The following is a 20,078-nucleotide window of genomic DNA, read 5'->3' on the forward strand; positions in this document are numbered from 1 at the left end:
GTCAAGCGGGATCCGAGGGCGGGCGGCCGCGGCGCGGAGGATCGGTGCGCTCCACCCGGATGCCGCGCCGCTCCAGCGCCTCGCGCAGCAGCACCTCGATCTCGGCGTTGACCGAGCGGAATTCGGACGCGGCGAGGCGCTCCACGCAGGCATGGAGCGCCGGATCGAGCCGCAGCGCGAACGCCTTTTTCTGCGGTCCCTTCGCCATGGTGCGCCTACTGGTAGAGCGATCCCGCGTTTACGACCGGGTTCACCTCGCGCTCGCCGCACAGCACCACCATCAGGTTGCTGACCATGGCGGCGCGCCGCTCGTCGTCGAGGTGGACGATGTCGTCCTCGCTGAGCTTGGAGAGCGCCATCTCCACCATGCTCACCGCACCCATCACCAGCTTGGCCCTCGCGGCGATCACCGCCTCGGCCTGTTGGCGGCGCAGCATGGCCCCGGCAATCTCGCTGGCGTAGGCGAGGTGGGTGAGGCTGGCCTCGTCCACCACCACGCCGGCCACGCTCAGCCGCTCGTTGAGCTCGGCCTGCAATTCGGCGTTGATCACGTCGGGGCTGCCGCGCAGGGTCGTCTCGTTCTCCTCGAAATCGTCGTAGGGATGGCGCGCGCCGACCGTGCGCAGCCCGGCCTCGATCTGGATGTTCACGAACTCCTTGTAATCGTCCACGTCGAAGACCGCCTGCGCCGTGTCGCGCACGCGCCAGACGACGTTGCAGGCGACGTCGATGGGATTGCCGCGCTTGTCGTTGATTTTGATGCGTTCGGAATGGACGTTGTGCGCGCGCACGTTGACCTTCTGCTTGGCCATCCACGGCCAGACCCAGCGCAGGCCCTCGGTGCGGTCGGTGCCGCGATACTCGCCGAACAGCGTGATGACCGCGCCCTGGTTGGGCTGGATCATGTAGAACCCGGCCCAGGCAAAAAGTGCGACCACCAGCAAGCCTCCGCCCCCCAGCAATGCGCCCAGCGGCGATCCGCCTGCCTTGGCCGAGCCGATGCCGGAAATGATGAGCCACCCGCCAAGCACTGTAAGAGCCAGTGCCACGGCAAGCATGAGATAGCCGTTGAAGCCGCCGCTGAGCCGCTCCTGGCTGCGAATCATCGAATGGTTCTGGACGGTCACAAATTCCTCCTGCCTGATATAATTATGATATCATCATAATGCGGCATGGGCAATCGCGCAAGCACTGTTGCAACGCTGCGCGCGCACCCCTATGTGCTCCATGCGGACCGGGCCCCTCTGGCGCGGCGCTTTTGCCTTCGGGCCCTAGCGCTGCGTGATGTCGGACCGCATCGGATGTTGCCGATGCCGGGCCCGGGTCTCCTCCCCAACCCTCCCCTGCCCAGGCATTCGGTGTCGGTGGCATCCGATCGAACTTCACACCTCGTTCGATAGGGAGATTATCGATGTCCAAGCGATTGTTCCGCCTGATGGAGCATTACCAGAAGCTCGACGCCATGATCGCCGCAGCGCAGCGACGCCGCGGCAGCGACGGGTGCGAGCTATTGCGGCTGAAGACGCTCAAGCTCGCGATCAAGGAGCGCATCGCGCGCGCCATGAAGAGCCGCACCTTCGCCGGCTAAGGCCAAAGCACGCTTTCACGGAGCGACAATCATGGAATTCCTGTTCACCGACTGGCTCGGTACGCCGACCTGGTTCTGGCTGGTCTTCGTCGGCATCGTCCTCGCCCTCACCGCCTTCGATCTCGGCGTCCTGCACAAGGAAGACCGCGAGATGGGTATCGGCGAATCGCTCAGGCTCAGCGCCTTTTACATCGGCGTGGCGCTCGCCTTCGGCGCGTGGATCTGGGCCGAGCGCGGGGCCGAGCTGGGGATGCAGTACTACACTGGCTTCTTCATCGAGAAGGCGCTGTCGATCGACAACGTCTTCGTCATCAGCCTGATCTTCACCTACTTCGCCATTCCGCCAAAGTACCAGTACCGCGCCCTGCTATGGGGCATCCTGGCGGTGATCGTGCTGCGCGGCCTGATGATCGCGGGCGGCGCGGCGCTGGTGGCGGAGGCCTACTGGGTGCTCTACGTCTTTGCCGCCTTTCTGGTGTTCACCGGCATCAAGATGTTCTTCGCCGGCGACCACGCGCCCGACATCGCCAACAACGCGGCGGTCAAGTGGATTTCCACCCACATGCGGGTGACGCCGCAGCTGCACGACCAGCACTTCTTCGTGAAGGTGCCCGACGGCAAGACCGGCAAGCTGGTGACCGCGGCGACGCCGCTGTTCCTGGCGCTGGTGGTGATCAACCTGGCGGACCTTGTCTTCGCCATCGACAGCGTACCCGCGATCTTTGCCATCACCACCGACACCTTCATCGTCTATACCAGCAACATCATGGCGATCCTGGGCCTTAGGGCGCTGTATTTCGCGCTCGCGGCGATGGTGCACCGTTTCTACTATCTCAAGTATGCGCTGGCCGCGGTGCTGGTCTTCATCGGCTCGAAGATCTTCGTCACCGATTTCGTGCTGGGCGGGGCGAAGTTCCCGCCGCTGCTCAGCCTCGGCGTCACCGCGGCGCTGATCGCGGGCGGCGTGCTCTATTCGCTGTGGAAGACCCGCCACGGCGAGGATGCGGCGCCGCAGCTGCCGCATGACGAGCTCAGTTCTCGCGGATGACCTTGAGGAAGGCCTCGCCGTAGGCGGCCCGCTTCTTCTCGCCGACGCCGGGGATCCCGGATAGGTCGGCGAGAGAAGCGGGCCGTCTCGCGGCCATGTCTCGCAGTACCGAATCGTGGAAAACGACGTATGGCGGCACCTGCGCCTCTGCCGCCAGCGTGCGCCTGAGTTCGCGCAGGGCATCGAACAGCGGGTCGCCGACGGGATTGGGCGCGGCCTCGCCGCGCCGCCTGCGAGCACGACCCTTCTCCGGCGGCTGGACGATGGCGACCTCGGCCTCGCCCGTCAGGATGGCGCGTGCATCGCCCGCCAGCATCAGCCCGCCGTGGTCGGTCGCCGCCAGCGCGCCGCGGGCCTGCAGGGCGCGGGCGAGCGGAGGGAGCAGCCGCGCCTCCTCGCCCTCGACTATGCCGAAGACGCTGAGCTTGTCGTGCCCGCGCTGCACCACCCGCTCGTCGGAAGCGCCGGTCAGCACCTTTTGCAGGTGGCCGAGGCCGAAGCTCTGCCCGGTGCGATAGGCGGCGCTGAGCAGTTTGCGCGCCAGCTCGGTCGCATCGACCACCTTGGGCGGGTCGAGGCAGTTGTCGCAGTTGCCGCAGGTGGCGGGCGGGTCCTCGCCGAAATGGCGCAGCAACACCGCCCGCCGGCAGCCCGGCGTTTCCACCAGCCCGGCAAGCGCGTCGAGCCGCGCCCGCTCGCCCGCCTGACGCGCTTCGTCGAGTTCGCCCACCCGCTGGCGCGCGGTGACGAAATCGCCCGCGCCCCACAGCATCACCGCCACCGAGGGATCGCCGTCGCGCCCGGCGCGGCCGGTCTCCTGGTAATAGGCCTCGATCGACTTGGGCACGCCGGCATGGGCGACGAAGCGCACGTCGGGCTTGTCGATGCCCATACCAAAAGCGATCGTGGCGCAGATCACCATGTCCTCGCTGGCGACGAAGGCGGCCTGGTTGGCGGCGCGCACCTCGGGCGCAAGGCCCGCGTGATAGGGCCGCACCTCTCTCCCTGTCTCGCGCGCCAGCGTTTCGGCCAGCTGCTCGACCTGTCGGCGGGTCTGGGCATAGACGATACCCGGCCCCGGCTGCTCGGCCATCAGCCGGGCTATCTGGCGCGCGCCGCTCTCGCGCGGGCGGATGGCGTAGCGAATATTGGGCCGATCGAAACCCGCGACCACCAGCCCCTCTGCCGGAATGCCGAGCTGGGCGAGAACGTCGGCGCGTGTATGGGCATCGGCGGTGGCGGTCAGCGCCAGGCGGGGCACGGCGGGGAAGCGGTCCATCAGCGGGCGCAGCTGGCGGTAGTCGGGGCGGAAATCGTGGCCCCACTCGGAAACGCAATGCGCCTCGTCCACCGCGAAGAGGCTCAGCCTCCCGCCCGCCAGCAGATCCGCGAAACCCGGCTGGCTGGCACGTTCCGGCGCGACGTAGAGCAGGTCGAGCGCACCGCCGCGAAAGGCTTCGATCGTCTCGCGCCAGTCGGCATCGACGCTGGTCAGCGTGGCGGCGCGGATGCCGTTGGCGCGGGCGCTGCGCAGCTGGTCGTGCATCAGCGCGATCAGCGGGCTGACGACGACGCAGGTCCCCTCCAGCATGGTCGCAGGCAGCTGGTAGGTCAGCGACTTGCCCGCGCCCGTGGGCATCACCGCCAGCGTCGATTGCCCCGCCAGCACGCGCCCGACGACCTCCGCCTGCCGCCCGCGAAAGTCCGCGAAGCCGAACAGGCGGCGCAATTCTGCGCGCGCGGTATCGAGGGTGGGAGCCATGCGGGTCGCCTTGGCAGATCGCGTCCGCCATCGCCAGCGCGCGCGATGGGCATTCCCACACCCGCCCGGCTGCGCTAGGACGGGCGGCGAAACACAACACCGCACAAGGTCAAATGGTCATGAAGAAGCTCGCCCTCGTTCTCGCAACCCCCGCCGCGCTGGCACTCGCCGCCTGCGGTTCCTCCACCGACGCCTCGGAAGACGCGGTGGCCGACACCGTCGAGGTGCCCGCCGACGAGGCGATGGTGAACACGCCTGAACCGGTGGCGGACAACGCCGCCACCGCCACCGCCCCGACCGCCGAGCAGGTCGAGGACGAGATGGAAGCGGTCACACAGACCGCCGAGCAGGCCGCCGACGACGCGCAGGCCGCGGCCGACGACGTGCAGGCTGCCCTCGATGCCGCGCAGGCTGCCGAGGCCGCGCAGAATTGATCCGCATCCCGCCCGCCCCGCTCGCCGCGTTGCTGATGCTCGCGGCCTGCGGGGCGGCGGGCGAATCCGCGCCGCCGGCTCCAGCCGCGGCGAGCGAGCAGGCGGCGATCGGCAGGGCCGCCGAAATGCTGGACGAGCGGCCCGACGAGGCTGCGCCCGCAGGCGAAACCGCAGCCGTCCCCGCAACCGCTACCGGTAACGAGTGAAACTGGATTGACGCTGCCGCCTGTGATAGGCCCCGTGGCGATGACCGACTTGGCAACCCCACCCGCAGCAAGCACCGATTTCGCGTCCCTGCCCGAGGTCGACACCGCCGTCTTCACCGCGCCGCTGAAACGTCCCGCGCACGTCGGCGAGGATTGGCTCGAACCCGCGCAGACGCAGTACACCGCTGAGGACGACCGCATCTGGGACGACCTGTTCGACCGCCAGATGAGCGTGCTGCCGGGCCGGGTGTGCACGCCCTTTCTCGAAGGGCTCGATCGTCTCAGCCTCGGCAACGGCGGCGTGCCCAGCTTCGAGCGGTTGAGCCGCGAACTGGGCGCGCTGACCGGGTGGAGCGTGGTGCCCGTGCCCATGCTGATTCCCGATCACGTGTTCTTCTGGCACCTCGCCAACCGCCGTTTCCCGGCGGGCAACTTCATCCGCACGCGCGAAACCTTCGACTACATTCAGGAGCCCGACGTCTTTCACGACGTGTTCGGCCATGTGCCGATGCTGACCGACCCGGTCTTCGCCGACTACATGCAGGAATACGGCCGCGCCGGCTGGAAAGCCATGCGCTACAACCGGCTGAAGGCTCTGGGCGCGCTCTACTGGTACACGGTCGAGTTCGGCCTGATGATGGAGAACGGGGAGCCGCGCATCTACGGCGCGGGCATCTCCTCCGGCCCGACCGAGGCGATCTTCGCGCTGGAAGCCGAAAGCCCCAACCGCATCATGCTGAACGTCGACCGGGTCATGCGCACCGATTACGTCATCGACGACCTGCAGCCGACCTACTTCGTCATCGAGAGCTTCGAGGATCTCTACCACCAGACGGTGGAGCGCGATTTCGACCGGCTCTACCGCAGTCTGGGCCCGAGCTTCACCTATGCCAATTCCGCGGTGATCGACGTCGACGACGTGCTGCACCGGGGAACGCAAGAGTATTTCCTGCGCGGCGGTCGCGGGTCGAGCGCGAAGCCCGTCTGACGCGCCACGTGCCGACCACGAAAAAGGCCGGCACCCGTCGGGGTACCGGCCTTCTTTCGTAATTCGCTCGAAAGCGAAGATTACATGGCAGTGTCGGCGTTCGCGGCACCTTCGTCCATGGCTTCGCCCTGCTCTTCCATGGCATCGGCCTGGTCTTCGGCGGCGTCGGTCATGGCGTCTTCCTGCGCGTCCGAGATCTGGCCGGCGTCTTCCATGGCTTCGGCCTGGTCGCTCACGGCTTCGGCGTTCTGCTCGCCGGCGTCTTCCATGGCGTTCTCGTTGGCACCGTCGCAGGCGGCGACGCCGAAGGCGAGGGCGAGAGCGGTGCTGACAGCGATGATCTTCTTCATGGGTATGTCCTTTCAGACGGGCCGGTTTTGAAACGTGGCAAAAATGTGGCCCGGACCGCCCACATAGGCCGGCGCATACCGGCTTTCAATCGGTTTTCATCGGTATGAGGCAAAATTGGGGCAGCCCCGCCCCGCTCTTGCCATGAAAAAGGGGCCGGAACGCATGGCGTTCCGACCCCCTTTTTCCTGCCCGGCCAAGCGCTCTGACGAGCGCGCGCCGGACGAGGAGATTACATGGTCGATTCGTCGACGGTCGAGCCGATCGGATCGTCGTTGGTGCCCATGTCGGTGTCGCCTTCGGCGGCATCCTCGACGCGGTCGGCCTGCTCTTCCATCACGTCGGCCTGGGCGTCGGTGATCTGGCCATTGGCTTCCATGGTGTCAGCCTGGTCTTCCATGGCTTCGGCCTGCTCCTCGGCGGCTTCTTCGGCCGGGCTGTCACAGGCGGCGAGGCCCAGGCCCAGGGTGGCGGCGGCGGCGAAAGCGATGATCTTCTTCATTGGTATTCCCCTTCTTGTGACCTCGCGCCGCGCAATTGCGAAACGATGGCCGGCGAGCCAGCGGTGAGATCCGCCTATGGCCCAAATCGGGCGACTGCGACGCAATGCTGCCGCATTTCCGTCGCAATTCCAAGTGCCAAACCGACCGGAGCGCCGCCGGTTCCCCTCTTTCTATCGTTAACGCAGCGTCAGCCAGGCCAAGGCCGCCGCACCGATGACGATGCGATACCATGCGAAGGGCTTGAACCCGTGCCGGCTGACATAGGCGACGAAGGCCTTGATTACCGCCAACGCCACAACGAAGGACACGACGAAGCCTAAGGCGATCTCGCTCCAGCCAACGCCGTTAGCGCCGATGCCGTCGCCGTGCTTCCAAAGTTGCAGCACGGTGGCGCCGGTGAGTGTCGGCAAAGCGAGGAAAAAGCTGAACTCCGCCGCGGTCTTGCGGTCCACGCCGAGGCACAACGCGCCCATGATCGTCGCGCCCGAACGGCTTACGCCGGGCACCATCGCCAGGCACTGCACCGCGCCGACCAGCGCCGATTGCTTCAGGCTGAGCGCGGCCACGCCCACGTGCTCGCGCCCCGGGTTGGCGAAATGCTCGACCGCCAGGATGGCGAAACCGCCGACGATCAGCGCCCAGGCGACCACCGTGGCGTTTTCGAGCAGCATCTCGATCTCGTCGCCGAAGGCCAGCCCCAGAACCACGGCCGGGGTGAAGGCAACGAGCAGGTTGCGCACGAAGGCGACGGCCTTCGGATCCCAAGTGAAAAGGCCGATGAAAGCGTCCCAGAAGGTACGCCAGTACAGCACGACGACGGCCAGGATCGCGCCGGGCTGGATGGCGATGTTGAACACCGCCCATCGCTCCGCATCGTAGCCGAGCGCCTCGGTCGCGAGGATGAGGTGCCCGGTGGAGGACACCGGCAGGAACTCGGTCAGGCCCTCGACGATGCCGAGGAGGATGGCGGTCAGCGTGGTATCGTCCATGGCGCCTGCGCTTCCCCGTCCGGCACGCGCAAGTCAAGCGCGACCATCCCGCAGATGCGAAAAGGCCCGCCGCGGCGGCTGCCGGGCGGGCCCTTTATTGGATGGCGCCAAGGCGCTTACCAGATCCGGATACGCTCTTCCGGCGGCAAATAGAGCTCGTCGTCCGGGGTGACGCCGAAGGCATCGTACCAGGCGTCGAGATGGCGCACGGCGTTGTTCAGGCGGAACTCGCTGGGCGGATGCGGATCGCCCACGATCTGCGCCCGCAGCGCTTCCTCGCGGATCTTGCCACGCCACACCTGCGCGAAGCCGAGGAAGAAGCGCTGGTCGCCGGTGAGGCCGTCGATCACGGGGGCTTCCTGCCCGTTCAGGTAGAGCTGGTAGGCGCGATAAGCCATTTGCAAACCGACCACGTCGCCCAGCGTTTCGCCCAGGCCCAGCCGGCCGATGGTGCAGGTGCTGCCATCGTCGAGCGGGCAGTAGGCGTCGATCATGTCGGACATGCGCGTCGCCATCTCCTCGAAGCCGGCGCGATCCTCGGCGGTCCACCAATTGGCGAGCGTGCCGGTCGCATCGTACTGCGATCCCTGGTCGTCGAAGCCGTGACCCATTTCGTGGCCGATGACGGCACCGATGCCGCCATAGTTCACTGCCGGATCGGCCGAGGCGTTGAAGAAGGGCGCCTGCAGGATGGCCGCCGGAAACACGATCTGGTTGAAGACCGGGTTGTAGTAGGCGTTAACCGTCTGCGGCAGCATGCCCCACTCGCGGCGATCGACCGGTCCGCCGAGCTTGGCGAGGTTGTCGGCGATGCGCCAGGCCGAGGTGCGGATACGGTTGCCCAGCGGATCGTCGGCGCGGATTTCGAGGCCGTCGTAGGCTTCGAACTCGTCAGGGTAGCCGATCATCGGCATGAAGCTGTCGAGCTTGGCTTCGGCCTGCGCCCGGGTTTCCGGGGCCATCCACTCGTTCTCGGCGATGAAGCTGCGCATGGCGCGCCGCAGGTTGGCGACCAGTTCGTCCATCTGCGCCTTGGAGGCGGCCGGGAAATAGCGGTCGGCATAGAGGCTGCCGAGCTGTTCACCGAGCGAGCCCTCGGCTGCCGAGATGGCCCGCTTCCAGCGCGCCTGCTGCTCGGTCTGGCCGCTGATGACCCCGCCGTAGAAGGCGAAGTTGGCATCGTCGATGGCGGTCGGCAGGACCGAGGCGTTACCCGACAGGAAGCGCACAGCCATGTAGGCCTTGATCGTATCGAGCGGCGTTTCGGCGAGCAGGTCCATCATGGCCGGCAGGCCGCCGCCCATCATGCCCAGCTGCGCTTCGGTGAGGCCGAGCGTCTCGATCTCCTCCGCGGTCGGCGGCAGCTGCGAGACGAGGAAGCGCTGCTGTTCGTTGAAGCCGCCGGTTTCCAGCACGGTTTCGAGCGGGAAGTCGGGCGACAGGGCCAGCAGCTCGTCGCGCGTCAGCACGTTGTAGCGCAGTTCGGGGATGCGCAGAACCTGGCGAGCCCATTCGACCTCGGCCACGTCGTGCTCGAAGTCGTAGACCTGCTGCGCCATCGAGGCGGGGTCGGCATAGCCGGCCTGGCCGAGCATGAAGGCGAGGAAGTCCATATAGCGGGCGCGCACCTCGGTGTAGCGCGGAGTGTCCTCGAGATAGTACTCGCGGCTCGGCAGGCCCATGCCGGAAAAGCCGACCGAGGGGACGTAGGTGTTGGGATCGCGGTCGTCCACGGTCACGCTGGCGCTGACAAGGCCGGGGTAGCCGGGTTCCTCGAACAGGGCGACAAGGCTCGCGAGGTCGGGCGCGTTGCGGATGGTGTCGAGGTAAGGTTGCGCAGGGGCGAGGCCGGCGGCGTTGATCGCGTCCTCGTTCAGATAAGCGTTGTAGGCATCGACAATGCGGCGTTCCTGCGTGCCGGCAGCCGGGTTGGAGGCGGCGAGTTCGCGCACAAGCGCCGACACGTCAGCGATCGACTTCTCGCGCAGCAGGTCGAAGGCGCCGAAGCGCGAACGGTCGGCAGGAATTTCGGTCGCCGCGATCCACTTACCATTTACGTAGGCGTTGAAATCGTCACCGGGATCGACGCTCTGGTCAATCAGGTCGGTACCGACACCCCAGGTGCCGAAGTCCATTGTGGGCAGCGGGGCGGCATCGTCCTGCGCCAGGGCGGGAACGGAAACGGCCAAGCCAAGGGCCGAAACCGAGGTAATCAATAGCTTGCGGATCATTCCGGCAGTCCTCTGTTTTTCGATCGGAAATGTTTGAACGGCAACGCTTTAGCACAAACTGGATGAACGGTTTCTGTCGTTACCAATTCGACGAACGGCAATCGCCGCTCGACAAGGGGTCGGCGCCCGTCAGGCTGGATTGGCCGTATCGGCGAATTGCAACGCCGCCAACCGCGCATAAAGGCCACCTTCGGCGGACAGGCTGGCGTGATCGCCGATCTCGACGATGCGCCCGCCTTCCATCACCACGATCCGGTCCGCCGCGCGCACGGTGGCGAGGCGGTGGGCAATGACGAGCGTGGTGCGCTCTGCCATCAGCCGCTCGAGTGCATCCTGCACCAGCCGCTCGCTCTCGGCATCGAGCGCGCTCGTCGCCTCGTCGAGCAAGAGGATGGGCGCATCGCGCAGGAGAGCGCGGGCGATGGCCATGCGCTGGCGCTGCCCGCCCGACAGCCGCGCCCCGCCCTCGCCGAGGAAGGTATCGAGCCCGTCGGGCAGGTCGCGCAGGAATTGCTCGGCATTGGCCGCGCGGGCCGCCTCCCAGATGGCCTCGTCGCTGGCATCCCATGCGCCGTAGCGCAGGTTGTCGCGGGCATTGGCGGCAAACAGCACGCCTTCCTGCGGCACCAATGCCATGCGGCGGCGCACCTCGGCGGGGTCGGCCTGTGTCAGCGGCACGCCGTCCATCCGCACCGTGCCCGCCTGCGGATCGTAGAACCGCTCGGCGAGCTGGAACACCGTGCTCTTGCCCGCGCCCGAGGGGCCGACGATGGCCACGGTCTCGCCCGGCTCCACGGTGAGGGTGAAATCCGCGATGGCGTTCTCGCCCGGGCGCGTGGGATAGCTGAAGGTGACGCCGGAAAAGGCGAGGCTGCCGCGCGGCGGATGCGGCAGGGCCTGCGGGCGGGCGGGCGCGGTGATGACCGGCTCCTCCGCCATCAGCTCGCCCAGCCGGCTCGCCGCACCCGCGCCGCGCAAGAGGTCTCCCATGACTTCGGTCAGAGCGCCGGCGCTGCCTGCGACGATGACGCCGGCAAAGATGAAGGCACCGATGGTGCCACCGGTGATTTCTCCCGTCGTCACCAGCACCGCGCCGCGCCACAGGAGCAGCACCAGCCCGCCGAAGATCAGCGTGATGAGCAGCGCCGTCATCACCGCGCGCAGCATGATGCGCACCTTGGCGGTGGCGAAGGTGCGCTCCACCGCGGCGGCGAAGCGTCCGCTCTCGCGGCCCTCCTGGTTGAAACCCTGGACGATCTTCATCGCCGAGAGCACCTCGGTGGTGATGCCGCCCACGTCCGCCACGCGATCCTGGCTGTCGCGGCTCACGCCCTTCAACCGGCGACCGAACACCACCAGTGGGATCATTACCAGCGGCAGGCCCAGCACCAGCCAGACGGCGAGCTGGGGGGCGAGCCAGAACAGGTAGCCGACGCCCAGGATCACCATGATGGTGTTGCGCAGTGCGACCGACAGCGTCGTGCCCACCACCTGCTCGATGATCGCGGTATCGGCGACCATGCGGCTGGAGATTTCCTTGGGGCTGTTCTCCTCGAAGAACGAGGGCGAGAGCCGCAGGAGGTTGTCGTAGACCCGCGTGCGCACGTCGGCGACCACCCGCTCGCCCAGCCAGCTGATGAAATAGAACCTGACCGCCGTGCCGAGGCCGAGGACGCCGACGAGGATCAGCAGGTAGCGGAACCAGCGCCCCACGTCCTCCTCGCCGCCGAAACCGCGATCGATGATCAGCTTGAGCGCGGAGGGCAGGGCCAGCGAGGTGACGGTGGCCGTCACCAGGAGCGCGATCATCGCGGCCGTGTAGTGCCATGGATATTTCAGCGCCTCGCGAAAGATCATCCGCAGCGGGCCGAGCGAGCGCGCGGGCTTCGCCTCGGTTTCGGATTCCGGCTTTTCGGAGGGCAGCGCCATGTCGCGCCCGCCCTAGCAGGTGAGGGGCGCGTTGCAATCGGCAACGCAATACGCCACATCGTGCTGCAACAGCGAAGGGACGCGAACTTGCTCTATTCCGCCTACGAATTCCAGAAGACCTGGCTGGCCGGCGCCGCCAACATGGCCGCCGTTGGCGCCCGCCTGCTCGACAACCCGGCCCTGCCGATGGGTTACGCCGGGGTCGGCCCCGCCACGGCGAGCGCGCTCAAGGTCTTCGCCCATCTCTACGAGGAGCGCGGCAAGCCCGAGTTCGACCTGCAGCCCGTCGAGGTGGACGGCAAGCAGTATCCCGTCAGCGAGGCGGTGGTGTTCGAGAAGCCCTTCGGCAACCTCCGGCGCTTCGTGCGCGACGGACTGCCCGCCAATGCGCCCAAGCTGCTGATCGTCGCGCCGATGAGCGGGCACTACGCCACGCTGCTGCGCGGCACGGTGCAGCGCATGGTGGAAAGCAGCCAGGTCTGGATTACCGACTGGGCGGACGCGCGCATGGTGCCCGTCAGCGAAGGCAGCTTCGATCTCGACGACTACATCGACTATCTGATCGAGTTCCTCCGGCAAATCGGTCCGGAGACGCACATGCTCGCCGTGTGCCAGCCGAGCGTGCCCGCATTCGCCGCCACCGCGGTGATGGCCGCCGCGAAGGACGAGTGCCGGCCCAAAAGCCTCACCATGATGGGCGGCCCGGTCGATACCCGCGCCAGCCCGACGGGCGTCAACGATCTGGCGATGGACAAGCCATTGAGCTGGTTCCGCAACAACGTGATCGCGACGGTGCCCTTCACCTATCCGGGCGCGGGACGGCGGGTCTATCCGGGCTTCCTGCAGCTCGCCGGGTTCATGAGCATGAACCTCGCCGACCACATGATGAGCCACTACGAGATGTTCAAGCATCTCACCCTGGGCGACACCGAGAGCGCGACGCGCACCAAGCAGTTCTACGACGAGTACCTCTCGGTCTGCGACATGACGGCGGAGTTCTATCTCCAGACCATCGAGCACGTGTTCCAGAACCACTCGCTGCCCAAGGGCGAGTTTGTCCACCGCGGCAAGGCGATCGACCCGGGCGCGATCCGCGATACCGCGCTGCTGGCGATCGAGGGCGAGCTCGACGACATTTCCGGTATCGGCCAGACCCGCGCGGCGCTGCAGCTGGCGCCCAGGCTGCCCGAAGCGAAGAAGAAGTATCACCTCGCCAAGGACGTGGGGCATTACGGCATTTTCAACGGCAGCAAGTGGCGCACGAAAATCGCGCCGGTGGTCGAGCAGTTCATGCGGGATAATGGGTGAGGTCCTCCCCGGTACGGGGAGGGGGACCACCCACAGGGTGGTGGAGGGGCACCGCAAGCTAGGCCGAAGGTGCCCCTCCACCATGCTTTGCATGGTCCCCCTCCCCCGCCGGGGGAGGATTGCGTCGCCCGAACACCCGTCGGATTAGCTTCCTCAGCGTCAGCACCAGCCACACGGTCAGCGCCAGCAGCAGTGCCGCCACGCCAGCCGCCGCCCAGGGGTATTCGTAGATCAGCCACAGCAGGCCCACGCTCGCGGCGTCCTCAAGCGTGGACATGGCCACGTTGCTGACCGGCTCCGGCGAGGTATTGATCGCTGCTCTCGCGCCCGCCTTGGCCCCGTGCGCCGCCAGTGCGCCGCCGCCGCCGAGGAGAAAAGCCACTACCTGCATCGCCGGGTCGCCGGGATCGACGATGGCCAGCGCCAGCAATGCGCCGCCCACGGGCCGCACGAAGGTGTGTGCCGCGTCCCAGATCGAATCGAGCCAGGCCACCTTGTCGGCGAAGAACTCCGCCGCCGCGCCGAGGGCGGCAATGCCCATCACCCAGGGATTGGCGAGGACCTGCAGCCCCTCGAGGTGGTCGGGCAGCGGCACGTAGCCCGTGCGCATGGCGATCCCCGTCGCCAACACCACGAGATACATCCGCCAGCCCGCCAGGAGGCTTGCGCTCGCGGCGATGCCGAGCAGCTCGATCAGGGGCAGGCTCGCGGCGCTATCCATGGCGGATCTATCCTACGGCCCGCGCGGCTTGTCGAGCTATTCCGCCGGCACGGCGGCGCGGCCGCGACCGGGTCGCCAGCGGCGCAGGAGACCTTGCGCGGGCTTCTCCAGCCGGGTGTAGGCGAGGTGGCTCAGGCCCAGCAGCACGGCGCAATAGAGCGCGAAGCCGAGCGGCGAGACGCGCGCGGCCTCGTCCGCCCCCAGTTCATCGGCCAGCGCGATCTTGGCGAGCACGAACAGCGGAAAGTGGATGAGGTAGGTGGCATAGCTGACGTCCCCCAGCCATTCGAGCGGTCGACTGCCGAGCAGGCGCGCGAGCCGTCCGGCGGACAGCGCCAGCGCCAGCAGCAGCCCGGCAAAGCCCAGCGGCACCAAAAGCGCCTCGCCCCAGCCCGCCGCCAGCCACGCAGCGAGGGCAATCGCGCCAAAAAGGCCCGGCAGCCAGGCCCCACCGCCCAGGCGCCACAGGTTGGCGAGCGCCATGCCAATGGCGAATTGCAGCACGCAGCGCACGAGGCCCAGCCGGGAGATCTCCTCGCCCAGCGAACTCGCCCCGAGGGCGGCGAACACCGCCCACAAAGCTAGCGCCAGCAGGCCGACCAGCGCCCAGAGAACGGCGCGCGGCAGATTTTCCCAGCGCAGGGCGAGTACAAGGAAGGGGAAAAGCACGTAAGCGCCGATCTCCGCGCTGATCGACCAGGCCGGGTGGTTCCAGCTGAGCGCGTCGGTAAAGCCCCAGTTCTGCGCCAGCACGAGGTGCAGTGGTAGCTCGCCCAATGGATAGCCCGCGGTGTCGCGCCCCGTCGCCAGCAGCACCGCGACGAAGCCGACGAGCGCCAGCAGCACCGCGGCGTGCAGCGGCCAGATCCGCGCCACGCGCCGCCACCAGAAGTCCGGCGCGCCCGCCAGCCCGCTCGCGCGCAGCTTCGGGCCGTAGTTCAGCCACATGACGAAGCCCGACAGCATGAAGAACAGGTCCACCGCGAGGTAGCCGTAGCCGAATACGCCCAGCGCCTCGGCCGGCATCCATCCGGCAAGCGCGGCGCGGGCGTGGTAGAAGACGACCATCCACGCCGCCACGCCCCGCAGGCCCGTCAACGCGGGCAGATGCGGCGAGGAGGGATAGAGCGGAGGAGCGATCACGTCGCCGCCGCCTCCGGCTCTTTCAGCCAAGGCCGCGCCCGCTCCTCTCCCCGCTCGCGGCGGGCCACGGCGACGAGCGCGATCTCCAGCCCGACCATCATGAAGACGAAGGGCTGGTAGCCGACGCCGATGAAGGCCGCACCGACGAGATAGACGATATGGCCGTGCTGCAGGGCCGTCGCCAGCGCGCGCCAGCGGCGGCCCTCGTCATCCTCGCGGCCCGCGAGGCGGCGGCGCAGGCGCTCCATCTGCCACAGGCCGGAAAGGTGGATGGCAAACCAGATGAGGATGCCGACATAGCCCTGCTCGCCCAGCACCTCGAAATAGGCGGAGTGATAGGCACGCGCCGATTCCGTGACCTCGGTATAGGTCACCTCGCTGGTGCCGCCGACCTGCTCGGTCTCGCGCGTTTCATAAGTGAAGCTGTTGCCGCGATAGGCATCGAACCCGCCGCCCAGCGGATGGCTCTTGGCGTAGTCCCATGTCCATTCCCACACCGCCACGCGGGTTGAGGCCGACTGGTCGGACTGGTGATCGACGATGGTGCCCATGCGCTCGGTATAGCTCGCGGGCAGGAACGGGATCGCCACCACCATCGCCGCCGCCGCGAGCCCCGCGTAAAGCAGCTTGTGGCGCGAGGCGCGCAGCGAAAGCACCGCCAGCACGCCGATGCATACGAGGCCCGTGCGCGTCTGCGTGCCCACCGGCACCAGCAGCGCGGCAAAGCACAGCGCCACGGCGAAGACCATAGCCAGCCGCCGTTCGGTGACGATGGTGGACCAGCGCGCGCTCCACAGCACCAGCGGGATCATCGCCACCGCCACAGTCGAAAGCGTGCTGCCCTCGTAAAGCCCGGTGTTCTCCGCCACCAGCGAGGCGAGGTTGCCGTATCCCCCGCCGCCGGAAAAGATCGTCTTGATGCCGGCGGGGATGATGATCGTCGCAGCGCTCAGCACCATGACGAGGGCGGCGGCCTCTACCCTGAGGCGCGTGCGCAAGGTCAGCGGCAGGAAGGCGGCGAAGACGAGGCCTTTCCACACCCAGTCCCACTTTTCCCAGGCGCTGTCCTGGAAATCGGCCCACAGCGTCGTCATCCCGCACCACAGCAGGAACAGCAGAATGAGGCCCTGCCGCCCGGTGAAGCGGCTGCCCTTCTTGCTGTCGAGCGCGAAGTAGCCGACGAAGGCGAGCACGAAGACCACCAGCGAGATGGAAAGCTGCGTGAGCACGCCCCAGGCCACCTTCTGCGGCGCGACGATGTCGACGTAGATATAGAGCAGCACCCACAGGAACGGGCGCTTCAGGCCCATCGCCATGACCGCGGCGATGAAGGCGAGCAGGACGAGGTCACGCATCGGCGCTCTCCCCTCCTTCCTTCAACCACGGGCGCGCCGGAGCCGGCGCAACGCCCGCCGTCTCGTCGTCGAGATCGGCGCGCGGCAGCATCCGCCAGCAGGCGAGCAGGATCAGCCCGTGCGTCAGCAGGATGGAAAAGATGTCGATCACGTCGCGCGGCGCTCGCTTGCGGCAATGGGCGGGATCATCGCCATAGCGGCAGGGTCTTGACGCGCCGTTAAGTAAAAACTGGCAAGGAGGGGCTCGTCATGCGCATCCTCCACGTCCTCGACCACTCGCTGCCGCTGCACTCCGGCTACACCTTTCGCTCCCGCGCGATCCTGAAAGCGCAGCAGGCGCTGGGCATGGACGTGCGCGGGATCACCGGCGTGCGCCATGTCGAGCCCGGCCCCGCCGTGGAGACCGTCGACGGCCTGACCTTTCATCGCACCACGGCAAGGGTCGAGGGGCCGGCGGGCCTGAAGGAATGGCGCGAGATCGGCGCGCTCGCCGATGCCGTCGTCGCGCTGGCGCAGGACTGGCGGCCCGACGTGATCCACGCCCACTCCCCCGCGCTCGATGGCCTCGCCGCAGTGCGCGCGGGACGGCGGCTGGGCATTCCCGTGGTCTACGAGATCCGCGCCTTCTGGGAAGATGCCGCCGTCGGCAACCTCTCGGGCCGCGAGGGCTCGCTCAAGTACCGCCTCACCCGCCAGCTGGAAAACATGGCGGTCGCCGGGGCCGACCACGTGATGACCATCTGCCAGGGGCTGAAGGACGACCTCGTGGCGCGGGGCGTATCGCCTGCCAAGATCGGCGTGATGCCCAACGGCGTCGACCTGACCCTGTTCGGCGAACCCGCCGCCCGCGACGAGAGCCTGGCCGAGGAGTTGGGGCTGGGCGAAGGCCCGGTCGTCGGCTTCATCGGCAGCTTCTACGATTACGAGGGGCTGGACGACCTCATCGCCGCCATGCCGATCCTGCTGGCGCGCCACCCCGGCGCCCGGCTGCTGCTGGTGGGCGGCGGGCCGATGGAGGGTGCGCTGAAGGCGCAGGCCGCCGCCTCTCCGGCGCAGGATGCGATCCACTTCGCCGGCCGCGTGCCGCACTCCGAGGTCGAACGCTTCTACGCCCTGACCGACGTGATGGCCTATCCGCGCAAGAAAAGCCGCCTGACCGATCTCGTCACGCCATTGAAGCCGCTGGAAGCGATGGCGCAGATGCAGCTTGTCGCCGCGAGCGACGTGGGCGGACACCGCGAACTCATGACCCACGGCGTCACCGGCACGCTGTTCGCGCCCGACGATCCGGCGGCCTGCGCAAATGCGCTCGCCGACCTCGTCGACCGGCGCGACGAGTGGCCCGCCATGCGCGCGGCGGCCCACGCCCACGTGCGCGAGAATCACGACTGGCATCGCAATGCAGAGCGTTATCGGGTCGTTTACCAAGGGCTGTTAACAAGTTCGCCGAACAGCCGCATTCCGGCCGCCGCCTGAGCGAGATTCGGGCGAGCGACCGGCGGCGCCGAACAGGAATTGCCCGTGGCATCGATCCCGATGGATCACTCCGCAAAACGAGGCGGCAGGCCGCCCGTCAGCGCGCATCCCGCCTTCCCGGCGATCGTCGCGCTGTGGTTCGCCGCGCTCTTCGGGCTCGGCTCGCTGATCGTGCCGGTGCAGCTGGTCGAGCGCGTCGTCACCGCGACCGGCCTCGCCGCGCTGGTGCCCGAGGCCGCGCCGCCGCTCGGCTTCACTGCCCGCGCCGCCATCGCGCTGGTCGCCACCGTGCTCGGCGCGCTGCTCGGTCTCGTCGCCGCGCGCCGCGTGGTCGGTCCGCGCACGCCCGCCGTCGCCGACATGCGCCCGGCCAGGGGCAAGCGTTCCAAGGTCGCGCGCGAGACTTACGACGAGGACGACTGCGACGAGCCGATGTTCGACGACGAGGACGACTTTCCCGAGGATCGCCCGATTCTCGGCCGTCGCCGTGCGCTGGCGATGGACGCAGACGAGGATGCGACGAGCACCCTGCTCGAGCCCGCCCCGCTGCCCGGCAATGGCCTGCCCGCCTACGCTGCCGAGCCGGAATCGCACGACGATGCCTTTGACCTGGCAGAGGCCGAGGAACTGGCCGACATCGAGGAATTGGCCGAGATCGAGGAGGAACCGGCGGAGCCTGCAAGCGCGTCCGAGGAGCCGCGGCAGGAAGTCGTGCGTCCCGTCCTCGCCCAGAAACCCCTGCGCCAGCCCCAGCCCGACCCGCTGCCCTTCTCGCCGCCGTCGATGCTGCGCCGGGAAGTGCCCGCGGCGGCGGAAGAAACCGCGGAGGCGCAGCCCTTCGACCAGCCGGCCGAGCCAGCGACGCAGGATGCGGCGCGGCCTTTCGACGCGCCTTCGCCGTTCCATCCCTCCGATCCCGAACCGACCGTCCAAGAGCCGCAAGGCGATACCACCAGCGAGGATCCCGTGTCCGACATCCCCCCCTTCGAAGCCTTTGCCCGTCCGCTCGCGCAGTCCGAGGACGATCCGCCGATCGCGCTTGCCGAAGACTTCGACGCCGCGCCCGCCGATGCCGAACCGGCGGAGCACGAAGGCGAGGGTCTCGTGCAGCTCGTCCAGCGCCTCGGCAGCACGCTCGAAAGACATCGCGCCTTCGTCGCCGAACGCCAAGCCGCTGCCGCTGCCGCCGGCGCGGCGAGCCAAGCTCCCCAGCCCATGGCCGAGCAGTCCGCGCACGCCGCGCCGCCGGTGCCCGAGGATTTCGATCCTGCCGCCGCCGACGACGCCGCCGAGGCAATGGCCGCCTACTTCTCGCGTCCCGGCGCCGCGCTTGCCGCCGCTCCGTCGGCTCCGGCCGAAGATGCGCCGAACGCCACTGCCCCGATGCCGGGAATGGGCTATGCGCCCTTCTCCAGCGCCATCCGCGTGAACGCCGGCAAGGGACCGTTCGATGCGCCGGCAGACGATTTGGCCGAGGACGACGAGGACCTGGACGGGCTCGCCGCCTCGTTCAGTCTGCCGCTCGGCACGGCGACGACCCGCGCCACCCCCACGCCGCGCCCGTCGTTCGACATCGCCCCTCCCGCGCCCCAACCCGCGCCCCAGCCCGCACCCGCGCCGCGCCCAGCCGCCGAGGTTCCGGCCAGTGTGGACCGCACCTACGGCTCGCTTTCGGGGATCGAGAACCCGTTCAAGCGCGGCGAGGAATTCGTGCGGATCGAGGAGCCGGAACCCGAGATGGCGCAGCCCGCGGTGCAGTTCCCCAACGAGGAAGCGCGGCGTCCCGCCGTGCAGCCTGCTCCAACTGGCGGGGCGCGCCCGTTCGACCCGCCGTCCGCGCAGCGCAGCGCCGAGCCGCAGCACCGCGCCTCGAACGACGACAACGAGCGCGCCCTGCGCGAGGCACTGCTCAACCTGCAGCGCATGAGCAAGTAGGCACAGGCCCGCAGCGCGCGGGTTGTGCGCTGCACAAAAACTTGCCAAGGCATCTTCCTGTCGCCATGAGGGGGTTTCGCGACATTTTCGTGCAGCCTCGCGCTGGGGATTCGC

Annotated in this window: 20 protein-coding genes; 8 read left to right on the forward strand and 12 right to left on the reverse strand. The window is 68.1% G+C overall.

Annotated elements, in window-relative coordinates; genetic code table 11:
* Position 1 precedes the first annotated feature (1 nt).
* Entirely contained in the window at positions 2 to 208 is a 207-nt protein-coding gene (locus AAW00_RS07990) for a type II toxin-antitoxin system antitoxin (RefSeq protein WP_047003846.1), read from the reverse strand.
* Between the two features lie 7 nt (positions 209 to 215).
* Positions 216 to 1,127, reverse strand: a complete 912-nt coding sequence (locus AAW00_RS07995) for an SPFH domain-containing protein (RefSeq protein WP_420911622.1) — start codon at positions 1,125 to 1,127, stop codon at positions 216 to 218.
* A gap of 284 nt (positions 1,128 to 1,411) precedes the next feature.
* Between AAW00_RS07995 and AAW00_RS14635 the strand changes: the two genes are divergently transcribed.
* A complete protein-coding gene (locus tag AAW00_RS14635; protein WP_082124989.1) occupies positions 1,412 to 1,588 on the forward strand; it encodes an HP1242/YdcH family protein in 177 nt (58 codons plus the stop codon).
* A gap of 31 nt (positions 1,589 to 1,619) precedes the next feature.
* A complete protein-coding gene (locus AAW00_RS08000; protein ID WP_047003848.1) occupies positions 1,620 to 2,636 on the forward strand; it encodes a TerC family protein in 1,017 nt (338 codons plus the stop codon).
* Here AAW00_RS08000 and recQ read toward each other — a convergent pair.
* Positions 2,620 to 4,398, reverse strand: a complete 1,779-nt coding sequence (recQ, locus tag AAW00_RS08005) for a DNA helicase RecQ (RefSeq protein ID WP_047003849.1) — start codon at positions 4,396 to 4,398, stop codon at positions 2,620 to 2,622. The two genes, AAW00_RS08000 and recQ, sit on opposite strands and share 17 nt — an antisense overlap.
* 119 nt (positions 4,399 to 4,517) lie before the next feature.
* On the opposite strand from recQ, the gene AAW00_RS08010 reads away from it, so the two are divergent.
* From AAW00_RS08010 to phhA, 3 genes are read left to right on the forward strand one after another with little or no spacing between them, the layout of a single operon-like run.
* Positions 4,518 to 4,832: a hypothetical protein gene (locus AAW00_RS08010; protein WP_047003850.1), complete on the forward strand. Its 315-nt coding sequence runs from the start codon at positions 4,518 to 4,520 to the stop codon at positions 4,830 to 4,832.
* Complete coding sequence (locus AAW00_RS08015) at positions 4,829 to 5,038, forward strand: hypothetical protein (protein WP_047003851.1); 210 nt, start codon at positions 4,829 to 4,831, stop codon at positions 5,036 to 5,038. Before AAW00_RS08010 ends, AAW00_RS08015 begins: the two co-directional genes overlap by 4 nt.
* A gap of 40 nt (positions 5,039 to 5,078) precedes the next feature.
* Positions 5,079 to 6,026: a phenylalanine 4-monooxygenase gene (phhA, locus tag AAW00_RS08020; RefSeq protein WP_082124990.1), complete on the forward strand. Its 948-nt coding sequence runs from the start codon at positions 5,079 to 5,081 to the stop codon at positions 6,024 to 6,026.
* Between the two features lie 80 nt (positions 6,027 to 6,106).
* Here phhA and AAW00_RS08025 read toward each other — a convergent pair whose 3' ends face one another.
* The 5 genes from AAW00_RS08025 to AAW00_RS08045 form a co-directional block, all read right to left on the reverse strand.
* A complete protein-coding gene (locus AAW00_RS08025) occupies positions 6,107 to 6,376 on the reverse strand; it encodes a hypothetical protein (protein ID WP_047003852.1) in 270 nt (89 codons plus the stop codon).
* A 230-nt stretch (positions 6,377 to 6,606) separates the two neighbouring features.
* The gene (locus AAW00_RS08030; protein ID WP_047003853.1) at positions 6,607 to 6,876 is read right to left on the reverse strand and encodes a hypothetical protein; all 270 of its coding nucleotides are present in this window, start codon (positions 6,874 to 6,876) and stop codon (positions 6,607 to 6,609) included.
* Positions 6,877 to 7,053: 177 nt separating this feature from the next.
* Positions 7,054 to 7,866: an undecaprenyl-diphosphate phosphatase gene (locus AAW00_RS08035; RefSeq protein WP_047003854.1), complete on the reverse strand. Its 813-nt coding sequence runs from the start codon at positions 7,864 to 7,866 to the stop codon at positions 7,054 to 7,056.
* Positions 7,867 to 7,982: 116 nt separating this feature from the next.
* Positions 7,983 to 10,097 carry a M13 family metallopeptidase gene (locus AAW00_RS08040; RefSeq protein WP_047003855.1) on the reverse strand — a complete coding sequence of 705 codons (2,115 nt, stop codon included), beginning with the start codon at positions 10,095 to 10,097 and terminating at the stop codon, positions 7,983 to 7,985.
* Between the two features lie 129 nt (positions 10,098 to 10,226).
* Positions 10,227 to 12,026: an ABC transporter transmembrane domain-containing protein gene (locus AAW00_RS08045; protein WP_047003856.1), complete on the reverse strand. Its 1,800-nt coding sequence runs from the start codon at positions 12,024 to 12,026 to the stop codon at positions 10,227 to 10,229.
* 87 nt (positions 12,027 to 12,113) lie between these two features.
* Between AAW00_RS08045 and AAW00_RS08050 the strand changes: the two genes are divergently transcribed.
* Positions 12,114 to 13,334 (forward strand): polyhydroxyalkanoate depolymerase, encoded by a 1,221-nt coding sequence (locus AAW00_RS08050; RefSeq protein WP_047003857.1) that lies wholly within the window; start codon positions 12,114 to 12,116, stop codon positions 13,332 to 13,334.
* A gap of 58 nt (positions 13,335 to 13,392) precedes the next feature.
* Here the strand turns inward: AAW00_RS08050 and AAW00_RS08055 are convergent, their stop codons facing one another.
* From AAW00_RS08055 to AAW00_RS15240, 4 genes are read right to left on the reverse strand one after another with little or no spacing between them, the layout of a single operon-like run.
* Complete coding sequence (locus AAW00_RS08055; protein ID WP_047004507.1) at positions 13,393 to 14,037, reverse strand: DUF4126 domain-containing protein; 645 nt, start codon at positions 14,035 to 14,037, stop codon at positions 13,393 to 13,395.
* A 54-nt stretch (positions 14,038 to 14,091) separates the two neighbouring features.
* Entirely contained in the window at positions 14,092 to 15,228 is a 1,137-nt protein-coding gene (locus AAW00_RS08060) for an acyltransferase family protein (protein WP_241461672.1), read from the reverse strand.
* On the reverse strand, positions 15,195 to 16,553 hold the full coding sequence (locus AAW00_RS08065) for a putative O-glycosylation ligase, exosortase A system-associated (RefSeq protein WP_047003858.1): 1,359 nt from the start codon (positions 16,551 to 16,553) through the stop codon (positions 15,195 to 15,197). The genes AAW00_RS08060 and AAW00_RS08065 overlap by 34 nt, the downstream gene beginning before the upstream one ends.
* Positions 16,546 to 16,704 (reverse strand): hypothetical protein, encoded by a 159-nt coding sequence (locus AAW00_RS15240; protein ID WP_169747306.1) that lies wholly within the window; start codon positions 16,702 to 16,704, stop codon positions 16,546 to 16,548. The genes AAW00_RS08065 and AAW00_RS15240 overlap by 8 nt, the downstream gene beginning before the upstream one ends.
* A 98-nt stretch (positions 16,705 to 16,802) precedes the next feature.
* On the opposite strand from AAW00_RS15240, the gene AAW00_RS08070 reads away from it, so the two are divergent.
* On the forward strand, positions 16,803 to 18,029 hold the full coding sequence (locus tag AAW00_RS08070) for a TIGR04063 family PEP-CTERM/XrtA system glycosyltransferase (RefSeq protein ID WP_047003859.1): 1,227 nt from the start codon (positions 16,803 to 16,805) through the stop codon (positions 18,027 to 18,029).
* A gap of 45 nt (positions 18,030 to 18,074) precedes the next feature.
* Positions 18,075 to 19,964, forward strand: a complete 1,890-nt coding sequence (locus AAW00_RS08075; RefSeq protein ID WP_156170012.1) for a hypothetical protein — start codon at positions 18,075 to 18,077, stop codon at positions 19,962 to 19,964.
* The last annotated feature ends 114 nt before the right edge of the window (positions 19,965 to 20,078 follow it).

The sequence above is a fragment of the Aurantiacibacter luteus genome, from assembly GCF_001010945.1.
Taxonomy (GTDB): domain Bacteria; phylum Pseudomonadota; class Alphaproteobacteria; order Sphingomonadales; family Sphingomonadaceae; genus Alteraurantiacibacter; species Alteraurantiacibacter luteus.

Excerpts from the sequence above, each read along its gene's own strand:
- AAW00_RS07990 (WP_047003846.1), bottom strand. The coding sequence starts at position 208 with ATGGCGAAGGGACCGCAGAAAAAGGCGTTCGCGCTGCGGCTCGATCCG.
- AAW00_RS14635 (WP_082124989.1), top strand. The coding sequence starts at position 1,412 with ATGTCCAAGCGATTGTTCCGCCTGATGGAGCATTACCAGAAGCTCGAC.
- AAW00_RS08000 (WP_047003848.1), top strand. The coding sequence starts at position 1,620 with ATGGAATTCCTGTTCACCGACTGGCTCGGTACGCCGACCTGGTTCTGG.
- recQ (WP_047003849.1), bottom strand. The coding sequence starts at position 4,398 with ATGGCTCCCACCCTCGATACCGCGCGCGCAGAATTGCGCCGCCTGTTC.
- AAW00_RS08010 (WP_047003850.1), top strand. The coding sequence starts at position 4,518 with ATGAAGAAGCTCGCCCTCGTTCTCGCAACCCCCGCCGCGCTGGCACTC.
- phhA (WP_082124990.1), top strand. The coding sequence starts at position 5,079 with ATGACCGACTTGGCAACCCCACCCGCAGCAAGCACCGATTTCGCGTCC.
- AAW00_RS08025 (WP_047003852.1), bottom strand. The coding sequence starts at position 6,376 with ATGAAGAAGATCATCGCTGTCAGCACCGCTCTCGCCCTCGCCTTCGGC.
- AAW00_RS08030 (WP_047003853.1), bottom strand. The coding sequence starts at position 6,876 with ATGAAGAAGATCATCGCTTTCGCCGCCGCCGCCACCCTGGGCCTGGGC.
- AAW00_RS08035 (WP_047003854.1), bottom strand. The coding sequence starts at position 7,866 with ATGGACGATACCACGCTGACCGCCATCCTCCTCGGCATCGTCGAGGGC.
- AAW00_RS08040 (WP_047003855.1), bottom strand. The coding sequence starts at position 10,097 with ATGATCCGCAAGCTATTGATTACCTCGGTTTCGGCCCTTGGCTTGGCC.
- AAW00_RS08045 (WP_047003856.1), bottom strand. The coding sequence starts at position 12,026 with ATGGCGCTGCCCTCCGAAAAGCCGGAATCCGAAACCGAGGCGAAGCCC.
- AAW00_RS08065 (WP_047003858.1), bottom strand. The coding sequence starts at position 16,553 with ATGCGTGACCTCGTCCTGCTCGCCTTCATCGCCGCGGTCATGGCGATG.
- AAW00_RS08070 (WP_047003859.1), top strand. The coding sequence starts at position 16,803 with ATGCGCATCCTCCACGTCCTCGACCACTCGCTGCCGCTGCACTCCGGC.